20 protein-coding genes and 1 tRNA gene are annotated in these 18,123 nt (G+C 69.7%); 9 read left to right on the forward strand and 12 right to left on the reverse strand.

Going from position 1 to position 18,123, the window contains the following annotated elements; all coding sequences use genetic code 11:
• The first annotated feature begins 162 nt into the window (after positions 1-162).
• Positions 163-876, forward strand: coding sequence for a hypothetical protein (locus GCU42_RS10760; RefSeq protein ID WP_240309428.1), 714 nt, complete (start codon positions 163-165; stop codon positions 874-876).
• A 134-nt stretch (positions 877-1,010) separates the two neighbouring features.
• Here GCU42_RS10760 and GCU42_RS10765 read toward each other — a convergent pair whose 3' ends face one another.
• Complete coding sequence (locus tag GCU42_RS10765; RefSeq protein ID WP_114227507.1) at positions 1,011-1,580, reverse strand: thiamine phosphate synthase; 570 nt, start codon at positions 1,578-1,580, stop codon at positions 1,011-1,013.
• 23 nt (positions 1,581-1,603) lie between these two features.
• Here GCU42_RS10765 and GCU42_RS10770 point away from each other — a divergent pair, with 23 nt between their 5' ends.
• Positions 1,604-2,257, forward strand: coding sequence for a YggS family pyridoxal phosphate-dependent enzyme (locus GCU42_RS10770; protein WP_114227508.1), 654 nt, complete (start codon positions 1,604-1,606; stop codon positions 2,255-2,257).
• A gap of 7 nt (positions 2,258-2,264) precedes the next feature.
• On the opposite strand, the gene ribA is transcribed toward GCU42_RS10770, so the two are convergent.
• The 4 genes from ribA to GCU42_RS10790 form a co-directional block, all read right to left on the reverse strand.
• On the reverse strand, positions 2,265-3,281 hold the full coding sequence (gene ribA / locus GCU42_RS10775) for a GTP cyclohydrolase II (protein WP_240309429.1): 1,017 nt from the start codon (positions 3,279-3,281) through the stop codon (positions 2,265-2,267).
• Positions 3,278-4,069 carry an exodeoxyribonuclease III gene (locus GCU42_RS10780; protein ID WP_114227509.1) on the reverse strand — a complete coding sequence of 264 codons (792 nt, stop codon included), beginning with the start codon at positions 4,067-4,069 and terminating at the stop codon, positions 3,278-3,280. Before GCU42_RS10780 ends, ribA begins: the two co-directional genes overlap by 4 nt.
• A gap of 212 nt (positions 4,070-4,281) precedes the next feature.
• Positions 4,282-4,905 carry a LolA family protein gene (locus GCU42_RS10785; protein WP_114227510.1) on the reverse strand — a complete coding sequence of 208 codons (624 nt, stop codon included), beginning with the start codon at positions 4,903-4,905 and terminating at the stop codon, positions 4,282-4,284.
• A gap of 86 nt (positions 4,906-4,991) precedes the next feature.
• Positions 4,992-7,334, reverse strand: coding sequence for an FtsK/SpoIIIE family DNA translocase (locus tag GCU42_RS10790; protein ID WP_114227511.1), 2,343 nt, complete (start codon positions 7,332-7,334; stop codon positions 4,992-4,994).
• Positions 7,335-7,449: 115 nt separating this feature from the next.
• Between GCU42_RS10790 and GCU42_RS10795 the strand changes: the two genes are divergently transcribed.
• On the forward strand, positions 7,450-8,667 hold the full coding sequence (locus tag GCU42_RS10795; RefSeq protein WP_114227512.1) for an FAD-dependent monooxygenase: 1,218 nt from the start codon (positions 7,450-7,452) through the stop codon (positions 8,665-8,667).
• On the opposite strand, the gene GCU42_RS10800 is transcribed toward GCU42_RS10795, so the two are convergent.
• A complete protein-coding gene (locus GCU42_RS10800; protein WP_114227513.1) occupies positions 8,668-9,306 on the reverse strand; it encodes an LON peptidase substrate-binding domain-containing protein in 639 nt (212 codons plus the stop codon).
• Positions 9,303-10,211: a tetratricopeptide repeat protein gene (locus tag GCU42_RS10805; protein ID WP_114227514.1), complete on the reverse strand. Its 909-nt coding sequence runs from the start codon at positions 10,209-10,211 to the stop codon at positions 9,303-9,305. Before GCU42_RS10805 ends, GCU42_RS10800 begins: the two co-directional genes overlap by 4 nt.
• 151 nt (positions 10,212-10,362) lie before the next feature.
• Between GCU42_RS10805 and GCU42_RS10810 the strand changes: the two genes are divergently transcribed.
• Positions 10,363-10,437, forward strand: a tRNA-Gly gene (locus GCU42_RS10810).
• Positions 10,438-10,476: 39 nt separating this feature from the next.
• Here the strand turns inward: GCU42_RS10810 and GCU42_RS10815 are convergent.
• The gene (locus tag GCU42_RS10815) at positions 10,477-10,803 is read right to left on the reverse strand and encodes a hypothetical protein (RefSeq protein WP_114227515.1); all 327 of its coding nucleotides are present in this window, start codon (positions 10,801-10,803) and stop codon (positions 10,477-10,479) included.
• A gap of 293 nt (positions 10,804-11,096) precedes the next feature.
• Between GCU42_RS10815 and GCU42_RS10820 the strand changes: the two genes are divergently transcribed.
• The 4 genes from GCU42_RS10820 to GCU42_RS10835 all read left to right on the forward strand — a co-directional run bounded on the left by GCU42_RS10820 (position 11,097) and on the right by GCU42_RS10835 (position 15,407).
• Entirely contained in the window at positions 11,097-11,651 is a 555-nt protein-coding gene (locus tag GCU42_RS10820; RefSeq protein ID WP_114227516.1) for a hypothetical protein, read from the forward strand.
• A gap of 107 nt (positions 11,652-11,758) precedes the next feature.
• The gene (locus tag GCU42_RS10825; protein ID WP_152569557.1) at positions 11,759-12,205 is read left to right on the forward strand and encodes a hypothetical protein; all 447 of its coding nucleotides are present in this window, start codon (positions 11,759-11,761) and stop codon (positions 12,203-12,205) included.
• Positions 12,202-14,718 carry a TcfC E-set like domain-containing protein gene (locus tag GCU42_RS10830; RefSeq protein ID WP_114227518.1) on the forward strand — a complete coding sequence of 839 codons (2,517 nt, stop codon included), beginning with the start codon at positions 12,202-12,204 and terminating at the stop codon, positions 14,716-14,718. Before GCU42_RS10825 ends, GCU42_RS10830 begins: the two co-directional genes overlap by 4 nt.
• Complete coding sequence (locus tag GCU42_RS10835) at positions 14,715-15,407, forward strand: fimbrial biogenesis chaperone (RefSeq protein WP_114227519.1); 693 nt, start codon at positions 14,715-14,717, stop codon at positions 15,405-15,407. Before GCU42_RS10830 ends, GCU42_RS10835 begins: the two co-directional genes overlap by 4 nt.
• A gap of 70 nt (positions 15,408-15,477) precedes the next feature.
• On the opposite strand, the gene rplT is transcribed toward GCU42_RS10835, so the two are convergent.
• Positions 15,478-15,849 carry a 50S ribosomal protein L20 gene (gene rplT, locus GCU42_RS10840; RefSeq protein WP_114227520.1) on the reverse strand — a complete coding sequence of 124 codons (372 nt, stop codon included), beginning with the start codon at positions 15,847-15,849 and terminating at the stop codon, positions 15,478-15,480.
• 13 nt (positions 15,850-15,862) lie between these two features.
• On the reverse strand, positions 15,863-16,066 hold the full coding sequence (gene rpmI, locus GCU42_RS10845) for a 50S ribosomal protein L35 (protein WP_114227521.1): 204 nt from the start codon (positions 16,064-16,066) through the stop codon (positions 15,863-15,865).
• Between the two features lie 238 nt (positions 16,067-16,304).
• On the opposite strand from rpmI, the gene GCU42_RS10850 reads away from it, so the two are divergent.
• Positions 16,305-16,517: a hypothetical protein gene (locus tag GCU42_RS10850; RefSeq protein ID WP_240309430.1), complete on the forward strand. Its 213-nt coding sequence runs from the start codon at positions 16,305-16,307 to the stop codon at positions 16,515-16,517.
• 5 nt (positions 16,518-16,522) lie between these two features.
• Here the strand turns inward: GCU42_RS10850 and GCU42_RS10855 are convergent, their stop codons facing one another.
• Complete coding sequence (locus tag GCU42_RS10855) at positions 16,523-17,173, reverse strand: SDR family oxidoreductase (protein ID WP_114227522.1); 651 nt, start codon at positions 17,171-17,173, stop codon at positions 16,523-16,525.
• 12 nt (positions 17,174-17,185) lie between these two features.
• Positions 17,186-18,118 carry a ribose-phosphate pyrophosphokinase gene (locus GCU42_RS10860; RefSeq protein WP_114227523.1) on the reverse strand — a complete coding sequence of 311 codons (933 nt, stop codon included), beginning with the start codon at positions 18,116-18,118 and terminating at the stop codon, positions 17,186-17,188.
• Between the last annotated feature and the right edge of the window lie 5 nt (positions 18,119-18,123).

The following is an 18,123-nucleotide window of genomic DNA, read 5'->3' on the forward strand; positions in this document are numbered from 1 at the left end:
GGGTTGGGCGGCGTTATAGATGCTGTGCCAATGCGGGCAAGCGGCACGTCGGTGGAACCGTTCTGTGGATTCAATGTCACATCGGCCGGCGAACTCGGAACTGTCGTGGAACATTCATCTTCGCGAGGCTATATCCTCAACACAGGGAGTGGTGACTCGACGATGAACCGGGGCAATTTCAGCAAAGGCAAGATTGCCGTGGCGCTCGCCGCGGCCAGCCTGCTGTTGCCCGCGACGATCGTCATCGCGGCCCCGTCCAAGAATACCAAGCCGCCCGCGCTCGCGCTGTCGTTCGAGCGGGGGTTCACGCCCTCGCAGGTCGATCCGCGACTCGCCGCGGCGTTGGCCAGCCGGCCGGCGCTCGCCAACGACTTCGGTTTCACCCCGGCTGCGGCCAAGCGCCGCCCGAATCAGGTCCGCGTCGCGATCCGCGCCGAGCTGCCCAACCGCTCGCTCAAGACGACCGAGCTGGTGACCCAGCCGGTCAGCCAGGGCGTCGCGCTGACCCCGGCCAGCTATAACCTCGGCGTCGCCGTGGGCTGGAAGCGCTTCGCCATCACCGGCGACGTCGCCCGCGCCAAGGCCGACGTTCCCGCGCTCGGCGCCAGCGAAGGTGCGGTGGTCGGCGTCAATTACAATCTGAAGCGCTTCACCGGCCGCGTCGCCGCGAGCGCCGACCGGACCGACCGCGCGGTCCCCGCGATCGCCTTCAACAACAGCTACGCGCTGGACGTGGGCGGCGCCTATAACGTCTCGCGCAACATCGCGCTGACCGGCGGCGTCCGCTACAAGATTGAGCGCGAGAAGATCGCCACCTTCTCCGACCAGCGCCGCGACAGCCAGGCTGTCTACGTCGGGACGGCGCTGAAGTTCTAAGCCTGAGCCGCCGAGCGTAAGGCCTGCGCTGCGCGGCAGCGCGCCTTACGCAAAGAGACGGCGAAGGCCGGCCAGCCGGCACGAAGTGACAGGACTGACGTCACGGGATTTACTCCCGTGACGGCCTCACCCCCTCACAACCGAAACCGCCCCTTCGCCAGTGCGATCCAAGCGTCGATCCCCGCCCACCCGGAAAACCCCAGCGCCTTAAGCTTGCGCAACCGCCTCCAGTCGCGCGAGTCGATTCCACCGAGCGCATAGGCCGGTGCGCCGGCGATCCCCGCCAGCCGCGCCGCCTCCTTCTCGCCGAGCGGCACTGCCTCGGAATGCGAGCGGGTGGCGTAGACCGGCGAGACGAACACCAGTGCCGCGCCCTCGGCCGCAGCCGCCAGCGCCTCCGCTTCGTCATGCACCGCGCGCGAAAAAGGCAGACCAAGACTGGGCCCGTCGGGATTGTGGACCAGCCGTGCGCCCAGCTCGCGGGCCAGCGCGGCGTCGCGCGCAACTCCGAGCGTGAGGCCGCGCTTGTGGGCGAGGTCGGCGATCTTCGACCCGATCACCCGCCGCCGCTGGGGCTCGGTGGCGTGATGGCGCAGGATGATCCCCGCGCTCGCATCACCCGCGCACTCGATCGCTGGCCAGAGCTTCTCGCCCATCCGCTCGTCGGTCATCAGCCAAGCGCCGGGCCAGCGTTGCGTCGTCATGGGGCTCGCTATAGCAGCGCGGCGTGACCGATGCTGCCACCCGCCTTGCCGCCGTCAACGATGGAATCGCCGCCGCCGCGCGAGTCGCCGGGCGCGATCCGCACGAGGTTACGCTGGTGGCGGTGTCGAAGACGCGCTCGGCGGCCGAGATCGAGTCGCTGATCGCCGCCGGGCAGCGGGTGTTCGGCGAAAGCCGCGTGCAGGAGGCGGAGGAGAAATGGCCCGCGCTCAAGGCCGCGCATCCCGACGTCGCGCTGCACTGCATCGGTCGGCTGCAATCGAACAAGGCCGAGGAAGCGGTGGCGCTGTTCGACGTGATCCATTCGCTCGACCGGGCGAGCCTGCTCGAGGCGCTGGTCAAGGCGAGCGACAAGGCCGCGCGCACGCCGACGGTCTACGTCCAGGTCAACATCGGCGACGAGCCGCAGAAGGGCGGGGTCGCGCTGGGCGAACTGGCGGAGTTTCTCGGGCAGGTCCGCGCCGGACCGCTGCCGCTCGCCGGGCTGATGTGCATCCCGCCCGCCGGAGTCGAGCCGTCGCCTTATTTCGCCCTGCTCGCCAAGCTGGTGCGGCGGCATGACGTCACGGGTTTGAGCATGGGGATGAGCGGCGATTATCGCGCGGCGGTGATGCTCGGGGCGACCGCCGTCCGGGTCGGGACCGCGCTGTTCGAGTAATGAACCCTCAGTCGAGGTGGCCGCTCTTGCGCTGCTTCGTGGCGAGATAGTCGGCATTGTGGGGGTTGGTCGGCATGTGGTGCGCGACCCGCTCGACGACCTCGATGCCCGCCGCGGCTAAGCCGGCGAGCTTGGCCGGATTGTTGGTCAGCAGCCGCACCCGGTCGATCCCGAGCGCCCGAAGCATCGCCGCCGCCAGCGCATAGTCGCGGACGTCGTCGGGGAAACCGAGCCGGCGGTTGGCCTCGACCGTGTCGAGCCCGCGGTCCTGGAGCTGGTAGGCGCGGATCTTGTTGCTGAGCCCGATCCCGCGCCCTTCGTCGCGAAGGTAGAGGAGGACGCCGGCGCCGGCCTCGGCGATCAGGCGCAAGGCGGCGTGGAGTTGCGGACCGCAGTCGCACTTCAAGCTGCCGAACACGTCGCCGGTCAGGCATTCGCTGTGGAGGCGGACGAGCGGCGGCTCGCCGCCGGGCGCCCCGACGACGATTGCGGCATGCTCGCTGCCGTCCTCGGTCGCGCGGAAGACCGCGACCTGGGTGTCGGCGTCGATGCCGTCGATGGGCAAGCGGGCGCGGGCGGCCAGGGTGACCGCGCGGCGCTGGCTGGCGGCAAGGGCTTCGGCGGTGTCGAGGTGGAGAACCGACTGCGCGGCAGGCGCGATCCACAGCGCCGGCAGCAGTGCGGCGAGGCGGGCGAGGGTCAGCGCGGCGCGCGCGCTTGGCGGGTCGTCGAGGGTGCCGAGCGACAACGGGCCGAGCGGGCCGCGGCTGAAGTCGAGGCTGGGGTCGACCAGCTGGCGGACGTTGACGTCATGAAGCCAGTCCGAGCGGAGGATGCGCACCGGCTGCGCGGGATCGGCGGCCTCGCGGCGCTGGCCGAGGCCGAGCGCGGCGGCACGTTCGCCGCTGATGATGAGGTCGCCGCCGGGATCCTCGCCCGTCTCGACCGCGGCGACGGTGAGTTCGCCGATGGTGATCGCCTGCCCGGCCGCCAGCACGGCGATGGCCGCGCGGACCCGGTTCACAGCGCGAACTCGACCACCAGCGGCACGTGGTCGGACGGCTTCTCCCACGCGCGGCACGGCTCATGGACGGCGTGGGCGGTCGCTTGGGGCGCGAGTTCGGGCGAGCACCACATGTGGTCGAGCCGCCGCCCGCGGTCGTTGCGGGTCCAGTCGAGCGAGCGATAGCTCCACCAGGTGAAATTGCGCTCGGGCGCGGGGATGAACTGGCGGCCGAGGTCGACCCAGTCGTGCGCCGCCTGAAGCCGGCCGAGCGCCTCGACCTCGATCGGCGTGTGACTGACGACGTCGAGCAGCGCCTTGTGGCTCCACACGTCGCTCTCGAGCGGGGCGACGTTGAAGTCGCCGACGATGACGGTCGGTTCCTTCAGTCCCTCGGACCAGCGGGTCATCCGCTCGAGGAAGTCGAGCTTCTGGCCGAACTTAGGGTTGAGGGTCCGGTCGGGAATGTCGCCGCCGGCGGGGATGTAGACGTTCTCGAGCCGGACGCCGCCCGGCAGCCGCGCACCGACGTGGCGCGCCTCGCCATTGTCCTGCCAGTCGTGGCTGCCCGGGTCGGCGAGCGGCAGGCGCGAGAGGATCGCCACGCCGTGGTGCATCCGCTGGCCGTTCAATTGCTGGTGGACGTAGCCGAGCCGCTCGAACAGCTCGGTCGGGAAGACGTCGTTGGCCGCCTTGGTTTCCTGCAGGCAGAGGACGTCGGGCGACTGCTCGAGCAGGAAGCGCTCGACGATGGCCGCGCGAGCGCGGACCGAGTTGATGTTCCAGCTGGCGATCTTGAGGTTGGTCACGCCGTTCCTTTGCCGAACCGCGCCCGAATAGGCAAAGGCCCCCGCTCCGGGGGCATGGAGCGAGGGCCGACCAAGCGTTCGTCACGCGAGGTGATCACCAGCGCCCGGGTAACAGGGGGAAACCCCGGCTCAGCCAGCGATCGGGATCGATCTAGCAGGCTTACCCTGTCGGCAGCATTAACAGTTGCGTTCAGATACTGGGATTCGCCCTGCTATTTCCGGCGCTTGGGGTCGGCGTAAGTGAAAGCGTCGTCGCCGATCGGGACGTTGTAGCGCTGGCCGTCGAGCTTGACCGTGGTGCGCTTGCTCTGCGCGTCGATCGCGGTCCAGCCTTCGAGCCGCAGCCCGCCGGGGGCGTCGCCGGTCTTGACGAAAGCGAGGATGATTGTGCCGAATTCAGGCCGGCGGTTGTCGCGGGCCCGGACCAGCACGATGCGCGGATCGCTGTTGGGGACGATCGAGGCGATGCGCTTCAAGTCGGGCTGGGGCGACAGCAGCACCGACAGCGGCGAATTGCCGATTCCCCAGCTCGACTTCTGGCCGACGTCATAGTCGATGAAGGTCAGTTTCCGGCCGTCGGCGACCAGCAGCATGTTGGCGCGGCCGCCATATTGGAAGCGGACCTTGCCCGGACGCTTGAGCTGGAGGGTGCCGCGGAGCTGGCGATTCTTCTGGTCGGTCTGGAGGAAGCTCGCGGTCATCGTCTGGGTGGCGGACAGCGAGCGCTCGACCTGGCCGAGCGCGTCGGCGGTCTGGGCCGGCGCGGGCGCGCTCGCGACCAGCGCCACGGCGGCGACCGGCGCGAGCAGCCGCGCGGCGGAAATCGAAATGGTCATGCGCACTCCTGAGAAAGGCTGGTCCGCGCGAATGGCGGTTTGGCGTTGAATGCGCTCTGAACCCCGCAGTTCCGCCGCGTTCAGGCTCAGAGCGGGTGGCCGTCCATGTCCATCAGCACTTCGCGGCGGCCGACATGGTCGGGCTGGCCGACCCGACCGTCCTTTTCCATTCGCTCGATCAGCCGCGCGGCGCTGTTGTAGCCGACGCGGAGCTGGCGCTGGAGGTAGGAGGTCGAGGCCTTCTGGCTTTCGGCGACGATCTGGATCGCCTTGCGGTAGAGTTGGCTCTCGGCATCGTCCTCGCCCGCCGGGGCGCCGTCGAGCAGATAGCCGCCGTCCTCGGGCTCCTCGGTGACCGCCTGGATGTAGTCGGGGGTGCCTTGGCGGCGCCAATGCTCGGCGACCGCGCGGACCTCCTCGTCGCTGACGAACGGGCCGTGGACGCGGAGGATCTGCTTGCCGCCGGGCATGTAGAGCATGTCGCCCTTGCCGAGCAGCTGCTCGGCGCCCTGTTCGCCGAGGATGGTGCGGCTGTCGATCTTGCTGGTCACCTGGAAGCTGATGCGTGTCGGCAGATTGGCCTTGATGACGCCGGTGATAACGTCGACCGAGGGACGCTGGGTCGCCATGATGAGGTGGATGCCCGCCGCGCGCGCCTTCTGGGCGAGCCGCTGGATTAGGAATTCGACTTCCTTGCCGGCGGTCATCATCAGGTCGGCGAGCTCGTCGACCACCACCACAACCTGCGGCAGGACCCCATACTCAAGCTCTTCGGTCTCGTAGATCGGCTGGCCGCTGTCGGCGTCGTAACCGGTCTGGACCCGCCGCCCGAGCTTGGTGCCGCGCGCCTTGGCGTCGAGCACCTTCTCGTTGAAGCTCTTGAGCGCGCGGACGCCGAGGCTGGCCATCATCCGATAGCGCTCCTCCATCTGCTCGACCGCCCATTTCAAGGCGCGGATCGCCTTGGCCGGCTCGGTGACGACCGGGGAGAGGAGGTGGGGGATGTCGTCGTAGACGCTCAGCTCGAGCATCTTGGGGTCGATCATGATCATCCGGCACTCGTCCGGGGTCATCCGGTAGAGCAGCGAGAGGATCATGGCGTTCAAGCCCACCGACTTGCCCGAGCCGGTGGTGCCCGCGACCAGCAGGTGGGGCATCGGCGCCAGGTCGGCGATGACGGGATCGCCGGCGATGTTCTTGCCGAGGATCAGCGGCAGGCTCATCGACTGGTCCTCGAACGCCTGGCTGGCGATCAGCTCGCGCAGGGCGACCGTCTCGCGCTTCACGTTGGGGAGTTCGATGCCGATCACGCTGCGGCCGGGAATGGTGGCGACGCGGGCCGACAGCGCCGACATGTTGCGGGCGATGTCGTCGGCGAGCTGGATGACGCGGCTCGCCTTGATCCCGCTGGCGGGCTCGAGCTCATACATGGTGACGACCGGGCCGGGGCGGACCTCGACGATCTCGCCGCGGACGTGGAAGTCCTCGAGCACGCCTTCGAGCAGGCGGGCGTTGCGCTCGAGCCCGGCCTTGTCGATCGGGGCGCGGCCGCCGGCGGGCGGAGCGGTCAAGAGGTCGATCGGGGGCAGCTGGAAGTTGTCGCCGAGCGCGAGGCTCTGCTGCTGGCCGCGGGTGGCAGCGGCCTCCCTGGCCTTGCCGCGCGCGGGCTTGAGCGCACCGCTCGGCTCGGCGACCGAGACTTCGGGACGGCCACGAGGCGGCATCGCGGCGGCTTCGTCGAGGCGCTTTTCGCGCGGAGCGGCGGTCTTGCGCGGCTTGACCGGACGGTCCTCACGCTCGGGCCGGCGGAAGCGCTCGGCGACCCAGCCGCGTTCCTCGTCGCGCAGGCCCAATGCGAGGAAGGCGAGGACGACCCCGGCCAGCGCCAGGATGACGATCAGGCCGAGCCGGAGCGGCCCCGCGATCGCCGGATTGCCGATCTGGTCGACCCCATATTCGAGGCCGTGGGCGCCGGCGAGGCCGAGCGCGCCGCCCCAGCCGCCGGGGAGCCCCGACACCGCCGAGCCGGCGGTCAGGCCGAGGGCGCCGCCGAGCAGCAGGGCGCCGAGGCCCGTGAACAACAATGCGCGGCCGATCCGCCCGGCGCTTTCGCCGCGCAGCAGGCGGATGCCGGCGATGGCGATCACCGGCAGGAACAGAATTGCGCCGACGCCGAACAGCAGCAGCAGGATGTCGGAAAGGTAGGCGCCGGGCGCGCCGAGCCAATTGTCGGGCGGGCCGCCGGCGGCGGTGCTCCAGCTCGGGTCGGTGCTCTGGTGGGTGAGCAAGGCGACCGCGAGCCCGAGGCTGGCGGCGAGCAGCAATGCGCCGAGGATGCGCAGCGCGAACGCCTTCACCGTGTCGGTCAGCCGGTCGCGCCAGTCCGGCTCCAGCTCGCGCCGCTGCGCGCGTCCCGCCACCGTCGCCATTGTCCTTATCCCCACCCGAAACGATGACGTCATTGTGCCTGACGGCGGAGTCCGGGGTCAAGGACGGCCGCACGGCTGCATTGCGTGCGTGGCCGCGCGGTGACAGAGCGGCGGCATGATCAGCAGCGATGTGATAATCCTGGGCGGCGGACTGGTCGGGCTGACGCTGGCGGCGGCGCTCGACGCGAGCGGGCTCACCAGCATCGTGATCGACCCCGCCGACCCTGACCTGCGCAAGGACGCCGCCTTCGACGGCCGTACCAGCGCGATCTCCTCTTCGTCGCTGCGAATGCTGCGGACGATCGGGGTCGCCGACCATTTTCCCGCGCCGGGCAGCCCGATCAAAGCGATCCGCGCGTCGGACGGGCTGGCGCCGGGCGGGCTCACCTTCGAGGCTGAGCCCGACGAGCCACTCGGCTGGATGCACGAGAATCGCCACCTCCGCGCCGCGCTGCGGGGACGGACCGAGGCGGGACCCGGGATCACCCTGCTGTGGCAGACCAGCGCGACGACGATCGATCGCGGCGACCATGGGGTCGCGGTGACGCTGAGCGACGGGCGCGAAGCGCGTGCGCCGCTGCTGCTGGTCGCTGAAGGGCGCAACTCGCCGACCCGCGAGGCGGCCGGGATCCGGCTGGCGCGCTGGCGCTACGACCATGCGGCGATCGTTTCGACGCTGGCACACGAGCGTCCGCACGAGGACGTCGCCTACGAGATCTTCTTCCCCGACGGACCGTTCGCGCTGCTGCCGATGACCGACCTGGCCGACGGGTCGCACCGCTCGGCGCTGGTGTGGTCGGTGGCGGGCGCCGACTCGCCGGGCTGGCTGTCGCTGAGCGACGAGGATTTCGCCGCGGAAGTGCAGGCGGCGATGGGTGGATTGCTGGGCAAGGTGCGGATGACCGCGCCGCGCTCGACCTATCCGCTCGGCTTTCACCATGCGGCGCGGATCACCGATCGCCGGCTGGCGCTGGTTGGTGACGCCGCGCACGGCATCCACCCGATCGCCGGGCAGGGGCTCAACCTCGGCTTCCGTGATGTCGCGGCGCTGGCCGAGGTGCTGGTCGACGGGGCGCGGCTCGGGCTCGACCTTGGAGATGCGCAACTGCTCGCGCGCTATCAGCAGTGGCGCGCGCTCGACACGCTGTCGGTGGCGCTGGCGACCGACAGCCTCGCGCGGCTCTACGGAGTACCGGGCAAGGCGGCTTCGGCGGTGCGGCGGTTCGGCATGGCGCTGATCGACCGGGTCGGGCCGCTCAAGGAACGGCTCAACGCCGAGGCGCGGGGGACCAGCGGGGACCTGCCGCTGCTGCTGCGCGGGTTGCCGATCTAGCTATTGCAGCCGCGGGCTCTGCTCGCCGCCGCCGACCGCCAGGCGGAGGAATTGCATCAGCTGGACCAAAAGGTCGGCGCGCTCGGGCAGCAGCGCGGCCTCGAGCAAAGCCTGCTTGGCGCCGACGTCGAACGGCGCGACCTGGGCGATCGCGTTGACCAGCATCTCGTCGTCGAGGCGCTCGACCGCGCTCCAGTCGACCGTCAGCCCCATCGCATCGCCGAGCCGACGCGCCTCGCGCTCGACCTCGGCGCGCTGAGCAAGGCCGAGCGGGTCGGGGTCGCTGTCGTCGAACGCCGCGCTGTCGACGTCGGCCTGGCGATAGGGAGTGCCGACGTCGGCCTCGGCGATCAGCCGGAAGCGGGTCGAGCCCTGCAGCACTACGTTGAAGCGCCCGTCCTCCAGTTCCTCCAGCCCGACGATTTCGCCGATGCAGCCGACCCGGTAGAGCGGCGGATGCTGCGGATCGTCGCCCGAGCCCAAGGGCTGGATCATCCCGATCCGCGCCGCCCCCGCGCTCGCATCCTCGATCATCGTGCGATAGCGCGGCTCGAAGATGTGCAGCGGGATCTGGCTGCGCGGAAAGAGGATCGCCCCGCCGAGCGGAAAGAGCGGGAGCCGGAGCGGCGCGGCGCTCATGTGAACAGCAAGGCCGACAGCCGCCGCCGCTGGGTTCGCGCCCACGGGTCCTCGAGCCCCGCGGCTTCGAGCAACTGGAGGAAGCGGGCGCGGGCGGCGCCGTCGTTCCAGGCGGGGTCGCGCCCGACGATCTCGAGCAGCGCGTCGGCGGCGCCGTCGCGGTCGCCGTTGGCCATCCGTGCCCCGGCCAGCTCGAAGCGGGCCTGGTGGTCGTCGGGGTTGGCGGCGAGCCGCTGCTCGAGTTCCTCGGTCGGCTCGGCTGGGGCGGCGGCGGTCAGCGCCAGCGCGGCGCGGGCGCGGGCGAGCGCGGGGTCGCTGGCGGCGTCGGCCGGCGCGCCGTCGAGCAGCTCCTGCGCCTCGTCGGCGCGACCGGCGGCGATCAGCGCGCGCGCCAGCCCGCCGATCACCTGCGGATGCTCGGGCGCCATTTCGTGGATTTGGCGGAAGATATTCTCGGCCCGCGCCGCGTCGCCGCCGTCGAGCACTTCCTCGCCCATCGCGATCAGCGGCTCGATCTCGGCCTCGCGGGCCTGCTCCTCGCCGGGGACGTTAAGCTGGGCGATCAGCTGGTCGAGCGCCTTCTTGATCTGCCCTTCGCTGCGATAGGGGGTGAGGTCGGCGACCGGCTGCCCGCCGAAGAAGGCATAGACCGTCGGAATCGACTGGATGCGGAATTGCGCGGCAATGACCTTGTCCTGGTCGACGTCGATCTTGACCAGGCTGACGCCCTTGCCGGCATAGTCGGCGGCGACCTTCTCGAGCGTCGGGCCGAGCTGCTTGCACGGGCCACACCATTCCGCCCAGAAATCGAGGATGACGAGACCGCTCATCGACGGCTCGAGCACGTCCTTCTGGAACTTGGCGATGGCGTCGCGCTCGTCGGCGCTCAATCCCAGGGTGGCCACGGTCGGAGTTCCTGTACGGTTACGGGGTCGCCCGGCATATGAGGCGCTGGGGGCGGGGCCGCAAGGCTGGCGCGGGAAGGGGTTGCGCGGCTGCCGACCCCCTGCTAGCTGCGCGCCCTCACCCAGCCGGTCTCCGGCTCATGGCGCCAGAGCGGGCGTAGCTCAGGGGTAGAGCACAACCTTGCCAAGGTTGGGGTCGAGGGTTCGAATCCCTTCGCCCGCTCCAGTCACCGTCCGGTGGTGACCAACACTCAGCGGTGAAACTTCACTCGGCCACGATCAGCAGCGTGTCGCCGCTTTTGCGCACGGCGGGCGGCAGAATCACGCCCTGCGCGCGGGCGACGCACAGGCCCGGCGCGATGGTGGCTGCGACCGGACGCCCCGAGTCCGCCAGTCTCAGCGAATAGCCACTCGTGGGCGCGGCGACGCACAGCGTGCCTTCGCCGGGCCGCCAGGCGCGCGGGGCGACCGAAACGCGGATGGTGACCGTCCCGCTCGACAGCGCGCCCATCCGGCCGTCGGTCGCGGCGGCGCCCGGTGTCGCGGCCAGGGCAGCGCCGACGATCAGCAGGCAGGAGCAAACGCGCATCATCCATCTCCAGCCCCCCGGAGCATCATAGGACGAACACGCGGCCGTCAGGCGGATGCGGCCCAGTTCGTCGAACAGGGTTTACGCGTCGCTAACCATTTCGGTCCTAACAGCTGATTCGAGGGGAGAAGCTGTCGCAGCTTGGGACAGCATCGAGCGCCCCGACGAAAAGGTGAGCGAACACAGCGCCTTAACCGGCGCGGGGAGGCGGTTGAGACTAATTTAACGCCTGTTTGGTCCAATGCGGACCAGAGCCGATCCACTTCCGGCGGCTCCTCGAGGTCTTGGGGAAAGACATGATTCGCAACCGTTTCGCCCGGCTCCTGCCGGTCGCCCTTCTTTTCGCCACGGCTGCCGCCGGGACCGCTCAGGCGGCTACCGATGGTACGCTCGGCGCCACGTCCACCGGCACCGTTACGATCAACGCGTCGGTCGCCGGCCGCGTTCAGATCAGCAAGCTCTCCGACGTCACCTTCTCGGCGGTAGACCCGGTCAACCCGGTGTCCAACTCGCAGAACATCTGCGTGTGGAGCAACACCTCGGGCCGCAAGTACAACATCACCGCGACCGGCAACGGCACGGGCAGCGCCTTCACCCTCGCGAGCGGCCTGCTGCCGACCGCGGCCTACACCGTCGAGTTCGCCAACACCTCGGGTGCGGCGGTGACCGCGCCACTGACCAGCGGCACCGCGCTGACCGGCCAGAGCACGCTGGCGACCTCGCCGACCTGCGCGTCGGGCGTCGCCACCAGCGCGACGCTGGTCGTCAAGATGAGCTCGGCTGTACTGCAGACGATGCAGGCGAGCGCGACCTACACCGGCGTGCTGACGCTGGTCGTCGCGCCCGAGTGAGCCCGCTGGTTCCGTAAATGGCGCTTCTGAGTTCGCCATCGCGGAACCGGCAAAAGCGGGGTGGCCGCTGGCTGCCCCGCTTTTTTCTTGCCCTGCTGGGGTTGCTGGTGGCCGGCTTGCCCGCCCCAGCCGCCGCGCAGGAGAAGTTCGTCAAGATCGGCAACCTGACCGACTACAACTTCGGCACCATCACCAACCTCTCGGCCGACCGGACGCTCGCCAGCAGCGTCTGCGTCTACAGCGCCAAGACGACGCCGGGCTACAACGTCACCGCAGTCGGCAACGGAGCGGGCGGCGCCTTCACCCTCGCCGGCGGGGGCGGCACGCTCGCCTACGAAGTACAGTGGAACATGTTGCCCGACCAGGCGACCGGCACCACGCTCAGGCCCAATGTCCCGCTGACCGGCCTGCTGACCACCGCGGTCCAGGCCAATTGCAACAATGGGCCGCCGAGCAGCGCGAGCCTGATCGTGCTGCTTCGCGCCACCGCGCTGCAGGCCGCGCCGAGCGGGGCGTTCAGCGGCATCCTGACGATCATCATCGGCTCCGAATGACGTCGGCGACCTACCAGGCCGGCGCGCGCGCGCCGCTGCTCGCCGGTTGCGCGCTATTTGCGCTCGCGGCGACTCCGGCGTGGAGCGCGACCACCGCGGCGACGACTGCCGCAACCACGACACGCGCCACCGCCAGCGATGCCAGCAGCAATGTGTTCGACGCCAAGGTCAGCGCGCCCGGCGACTTCGCCGCGCTCGACGGCCCGCACGACGCGCTGATGGACGTGAACCTCGGCGAGCGGCGGCTGGGCGAGGCCTCGGTCACGATCGACCACGGCACCGTCCGCTTCAAGGACCCCGCGGCGGTCGTCGCGCTGATCCCCGACCTCATTGATCCGGCGGCGATCACCGCCGCGCTCGCCGGCCCGCTCGACAGCCATGCCGGACTGGTCTGCGGCCAGCTCAACGACCTCGATTGCGGGGTCCTCCGGCCGCCGGTCGCGGGCGTGATCCTCGACGAGGACCAGCTGCGCGTGACCGTGTTCGTCAATCCCCAGCTGCGAAAGGCGGTCGCCGAGGGCGCCACCGGCTTCCTGCCCCGGCCCGACAGTGGGCTGTCGCTGGCCAGCAACTTCGGCCTCAGCCTGTCGGGCACCGGCAGTCACACCCCGCTCTACCAGGCGCAGACCCGCAACGTCCTCGCGCTCGGCAGCGCGCGCATCCGCAGCAACGTGGCGCTGGCGTCGGGCTTCGGAGTGCTGGTCGACGACCTCGTCGCCGAGGTCGATCGTCCCGATCAGCGCTTCTCGGCGGGGCTGTTCTGGGCGCCGGGCAACGATTTCACCGGCGAGCGCCGGATCCTCGGCGCCGGCTTCGAAACCCAGCTCGACACCCGCGCAGACCGCGAGCGGCTCGAGGGGACGCCTCTGTTCCTGTTCCTTCAGCAGCCGGCGCGGGTCGAATTGCTGGTCGACGGGCGGCTGGTCGACGCGCGCTACTACGAGGCGGGCAACAACCTCATCGATACCGCGCGGCTGCCGAGCGGGTCGTATAATCTGGTGCTCCGCATCCAGGAGGGCAGCGGGCCGATCCGCGAGGAGCAGCGCTTCTTCGTTCGCAGCGCCGAGATGGCGCCGCTCGGTCGGCCCCTGTTCCACGCGATGGCGGGGCTGCTCGCCAACACCCGCCCCGGACGGCCGGTGAGCCTCGAGCGCCAGCTTTACTATAGCGGGGGCGCCAACGTCCGGCTGTCGCGCTGGCTCGGCGTCGAGGGGGGCGTCACCGGCACCTCGGACAAGGCGATCGGGCAGGCCGGCGCTTATGTCGCGACTCGGCTGGTGCGGGTCCGCGCGATCGGCTTCATGAGCAGTGCCCACGATCATGGCGGGCTGCTCCAGCTCGCCTCGGGCGACCTCGGCCGGGTTCAGTTCACGCTCGACCTCAGGCGGGTCGCCAGCCGCTCGGGCGACACCCTGCTGCCGCTCCAGGACGGCGGCTTCGGCTTTGCCGGGCGCCCGGTCGACAGCGTCGATCCGCGCGGCGGGAGCTATACGCAGCTGACCGGCAACCTCGGCCTGCAGTTCGGGCCGGTGACGATGCAGGTGACCGGCTTCTATCGCGGCCAGGCCGGCACGCGCGACTATAGCATTGGGCCGAGTGCGACCTGGCGGCTCGGACAGATCGGCGGGCTGCAGCTGACCATGTTGTCCGACCTCCAGCTTACCCGCGCCGGGATGGCCGGCTTCGTCGGCGCGCGGATGATCATGTCGCGCGGCGCCTTCACCACGGTCAGCAGCGGCGGCGGCGCTTATGGCCGCGGCGCCGACGGCAATCAGCGCGCCCGCGCGGTCACCAACGTGTCGAGCCAGTGGCAGACCCAGCCGTTCGACGACGCCCAGTTGGCGCTGACCGGCGGGCTCAACCGCGACCAGGCCGAGAGCAGCCTCCAGGGCAGCGCCAGCCTGCAGAGCCGTTTCGGCACCGCCCGCGCCGACGTCATCAAACGTTTGGGCGGCGACTTCGGCTATTCGCTCAGCATCCAGTCGGGCGGCGCGGCGCGCGGCGACGGGGTGGTGGTCGGCGGCCGCGACCTCACCGAAAGCGCGCTGATCGCCACCGTCCGCGGGCGCGGTGGCGCGTTCGAATTGCTGGTCGACGGGGTGCCGCGCGGGCGCATCATCAACGGCCGCAGCCTGCCGATCTTCCTCTCGCCCTACCGCAGCTACAAGATCCAGCTGAAGCCGTTGAGCGGGGGCGCGATCGACTTCGACCCGGCACCGCGCACGGTCACCCTTTATCCCGGCAACGTCGCCCACGCGGTGTGGACCGCGCGCAAGCTGACCACTTTGTTCGGCAAGCTGGTCGACCGCGCCGGCCAGCCGCTCGCCGGTGCGCGCCTCGCCGAAGGCACCGAGGAGATGGTCACCGCCGACAGCGGCTGGTTCCAATTCGATCGCGGCGCGGCCAAGACCTTGAACTTCGTCCGTCCGGACGGCAGCCCGTGCGCGGTGGCGCTGCCGGCGCTGCCCGCGGACAAGGATTATCTCAGCCTGGGAACGGTGACCTGCTCATGATTCGACGCCTTTGTGTCTCTGCCGCGCTCGCCGGCGCGGCGCTGTTCGCGGTGCCGCAGGCCGCGTCGGCCGACATCGTGCTGAGCCAGCTCGTGCTCGACCTCGCGCCGGGCAAGCCGGCGCGCGGCGACATCGAGATTTGGAACAACGACAAGGAGCGCGCCTACGTCGTGGTCGAGCCCTATGAGGTGCTGAACCCGGGCGCGGCGACCATGCAACGCCACGCCGATCCCGACCCCGAGAAGCTTGGCCTGCTGGTCACGCCGGCGCGGATGATCCTCGAGCCGGGCCAGCGCAAGCTGCTGCGCATCGCGGCGATCGGCGCGCTGCCGGCGCGCGAGCGGGTCTATCGGGTGACGGTCAAGCCGACCGTCGGCACGGTGCAGTCCAATGTCACCGGGTTGAAGTTGCTGATCGGCTACGACGTGCTGGTGCTGCTGCGTCCGGCAGCGCCCGCAGTGACGAAGTTGAGCGGCCGGCGCAGCGGTGACAAGCTCACCATTCGCAACGACGGCACCGCCAGCGTCGAGCTGGCGGCCGGCAAGGCCTGCGTGGCCAAGAATGTCTGCAAGGAACTGCCGGGCAAGCGGCTCTATGCCGGCGCCGAGTGGACGGTCGACGCGCCCGCCGGCACCAGCGTCGACTATGCGGTGCTGACCGCCACCGCCACCGGCCACCAGACCTTCTGACGCAGCATAAAAGAAAGGCGCCCGGGTTGCCCCGAGCGCCTTCCTTATCAGTCGCAGTGCGGTGCGAGGATCAGGCCGAGGCCTGCTCCGGCAGAGCGGTGCGCGCCTGGGCGATCAGCGCCGAGAACGCCGCACCCTCGTGCATCGCCATGTCGGCCAGGACCTTCCGGTCGAGGTCGATGTTGGAGAGCTTGAGCGCGTGCATGAACTGACCATAGGTCAGCCCTTCGGCGCGGACCGCGGCGTTGATGCGCTGGATCCAAAGGGCGCGGAAGCTGCGCTTCTTCACCTTGCGATCGCGATAGGCGTACTGCCCGGCCTTCTCGACCGCCTGGCGGGCGATGCGGATGGTGTTCTTGCGACGGCCGTAATAGCCCTTCGCCTGATCCAACAAACGCTTGTGCTTGGCGCGGGTGGTAACACCCCGTTTGACGCGTGCCATCTGTCAGAACTCCTTACTTGAGACCGTAGGGGGCCCAAAGCTTCACCCGCGCCGTATCGGCGACGGCGAGCACTTCGGTTCCGCGGTTCTGACGGATGTACTTGGCGTTGTGGCTGATCAGCCGGTGGCGCTTGCCGGCGACTCCGTGCTTCACCTTGCCAGTGGCGGTGAGCTTGAAGCGCTTCTTGACGCCGCTCTTGGTCTTGAGCTTGGGCATTTTCGTCTCCTGTGTAGTCCCTGAGCTTTCGCGCGGGACGACGGTTCTCACCTGACACGGCAGCCCTCACTGGCCGGCCCGGTGGTTTTTCCAACGATCTGGAAAGCGAGGCGCCAATAGCGGCCCTTGTCGCCAAAGGCAAGGTAAGCGGGCGAAGCCTTCCGCGCGGTTAAATCGGGTTCATCGAGGGGCGCGCCCGCGCCTCGTTCGTTTTGGCATCACCAAACCAGGGAGAGTGATGATGATCCGTTCGACGATACTGACCGCCGCGCTGGCCTGCGCCGCGCTCGCGATCCCCGCCACGGCCGACGCCAAGGGCTGCCTCAAGGGCGCCGCGGTCGGCGGTGTCGGCGGGCATATGATCGGCAGGGGCCACGCGGTGGCGGGCGCCGCCGCCGGCTGCATGGCGGGCCATATGCACGCCAAGCACAAGGCGATGAAGCACGCCTGAGGCGGCTACCAGGGGACGCGATTCCCCTGGAAGTCGAAGAACTCGCCCGAATCGGCGGTGGTGAGGCCGTCGATCACGCGGCGCATTCCGGCGATGCTCTCCTCCGGCTGGACCGGCGCATTGGGCCCGCCCATCCGCGTCTTGACCCAGCCGGGGTGGAGCACCGCGCAGGTCAGCTCGCGATTGGCGAGCGCGAGCGTCCGCCACGCCATGTTGAGCGCGGTCTTGCTCGACCGGTAGGCGAGGTAGCCGCCGCTGGTGTTGTCCTCGATCGACCCCATCCGGGTGCTCACCGCGATCAGCTTGCCGCGCGCCTGGGCGACGTTGGGCAGCAGCCGCTGGGTGAGCAGGTAGGGCGCGACCGTATTGACCGCGAGCGCGTCAAGCCACTGGCGGGCGCCGTCGGCGTCGCGCGCCTCGGTCGGGCCATAGGTGCCGGCATTGGCGATCAGCAGGTCGAGCGGCCCGTCGAGCGAAAAAGCCGCGACCGCGTCGAGGTCGGCGAGGTCGAGCTGGCGCACCTCGGCGCCGAGCGCGGTGACCTCGGCCGCCGGCTCGCGCGTGGTCGCCACCACCTCCCACCGGTCGCGGGCGAACTGGCGCACGAATTCGAGCCCGAGACCGCGATTGGCACCGGTGATGAGCACTCTGGGCATGGGAAAATCCTCTTAGTCGAACAGGCTCGAAACGCTCGACTCGTCGGCAATTCTCCGCATCGCCTCGGCGAGCAGGGGGGCGATGGTCAGGCGGCGGATCTTGTCGTGCGCAGCACTGTCGCCGGCGTAGATCGAATCGGTCACCACCAGTTCGGTCAGTTCGCTCTGCGCGACGCGCGCCGCCGCCCCGCCCGACAGCACGCCGTGGGTGACGTAAGCGACGACCTCGGTCGCCCCCTGCTGCTTCAAGGCGGCGGCGGCGTTGCACAGCGTGCCGGCCGAATCGACGATGTCGTCGATCAGCACGCAGAAGCGGCCCGAGACGTCGCCGATAATGTTCATCACTTCCGATTCGCCCGCGCGCTCGCGGCGCTTGTCGACGATCGCCAGCGGGGCGTTGTCGAGCCGCTTGGCGAGGCTGCGCGCGCGGACCACGCCGCCGACGTCGGGGGAAACCACGGTGATCGGCTGGTCGGCGAAGCGCGCCTGGATGTCGGCGCTCATTACCGGGGCGCCGAACAGATTGTCGGTCGGGATGTCGAAGAAGCCCTGGATCTGCCCGGCATGGAGGTCGACGCTCAGCACCCGGTCGGCGCCGGCCTTGGTGATGAGATTGGCGACCAGCTTGGCTGAGATGGGGGTGCGCGGCCCGGGCTTCCGGTCCTGGCGGGCGTAGCCGAAGTAAGGCACCACCGCGGTGATCCGCTTGGCCGACGCGCGGCGCAGCGCGTCGATGCAGATCAGCAATTCCATCAAATTGTCGTTGGCGGGGTAGCTGGTCGGCTGGATCAGGAAGACGTCCTCGCCGCGGACATTCTCGTGGATCTCGACGAAAATCTCCTCGTCGGCGAAGCGGCGGACGCTGGCCTGTGTGAGCGGAAGCTCGAGATAGTCGCTGATCGCCTTGGCGAGCGGCAGGTTCGAATTGCCGGCGAGAATCTTCATGATGT

The organism is Sphingomonas ginsengisoli An et al. 2013, assembly GCF_009363895.1.
Taxonomy (GTDB): Bacteria; Pseudomonadota; Alphaproteobacteria; order Sphingomonadales; family Sphingomonadaceae; genus Sphingomicrobium; species Sphingomicrobium ginsengisoli.

Coding starts and splice junctions, on each gene's coding strand:
- GCU42_RS10760 (WP_240309428.1), top strand. CDS start 163: ATGAACCGGGGCAATTTCAGCAAAGGCAAGATTGCCGTGGCGCTCGCC.
- GCU42_RS10765 (WP_114227507.1), bottom strand. CDS start 1,580: ATGACGACGCAACGCTGGCCCGGCGCTTGGCTGATGACCGACGAGCGG.
- GCU42_RS10785 (WP_114227510.1), bottom strand. CDS start 4,905: ATGACCATTTCGATTTCCGCCGCGCGGCTGCTCGCGCCGGTCGCCGCC.
- GCU42_RS10790 (WP_114227511.1), bottom strand. CDS start 7,334: ATGGCGACGGTGGCGGGACGCGCGCAGCGGCGCGAGCTGGAGCCGGAC.
- GCU42_RS10795 (WP_114227512.1), top strand. CDS start 7,450: ATGATCAGCAGCGATGTGATAATCCTGGGCGGCGGACTGGTCGGGCTG.
- GCU42_RS10800 (WP_114227513.1), bottom strand. CDS start 9,306: ATGAGCGCCGCGCCGCTCCGGCTCCCGCTCTTTCCGCTCGGCGGGGCG.
- GCU42_RS10815 (WP_114227515.1), bottom strand. CDS start 10,803: ATGATGCGCGTTTGCTCCTGCCTGCTGATCGTCGGCGCTGCCCTGGCC.
- GCU42_RS10820 (WP_114227516.1), top strand. CDS start 11,097: ATGATTCGCAACCGTTTCGCCCGGCTCCTGCCGGTCGCCCTTCTTTTC.
- GCU42_RS10830 (WP_114227518.1), top strand. CDS start 12,202: ATGACGTCGGCGACCTACCAGGCCGGCGCGCGCGCGCCGCTGCTCGCC.
- GCU42_RS10835 (WP_114227519.1), top strand. CDS start 14,715: ATGATTCGACGCCTTTGTGTCTCTGCCGCGCTCGCCGGCGCGGCGCTG.
- rplT (WP_114227520.1), bottom strand. CDS start 15,849: ATGGCACGCGTCAAACGGGGTGTTACCACCCGCGCCAAGCACAAGCGT.
- rpmI (WP_114227521.1), bottom strand. CDS start 16,066: ATGCCCAAGCTCAAGACCAAGAGCGGCGTCAAGAAGCGCTTCAAGCTC.
- GCU42_RS10850 (WP_240309430.1), top strand. CDS start 16,305: ATGATGATCCGTTCGACGATACTGACCGCCGCGCTGGCCTGCGCCGCG.
- GCU42_RS10855 (WP_114227522.1), bottom strand. CDS start 17,173: ATGCCCAGAGTGCTCATCACCGGTGCCAATCGCGGTCTCGGGCTCGAA.
- GCU42_RS10860 (WP_114227523.1), bottom strand. CDS start 18,118: ATGAAGATTCTCGCCGGCAATTCGAACCTGCCGCTCGCCAAGGCGATC.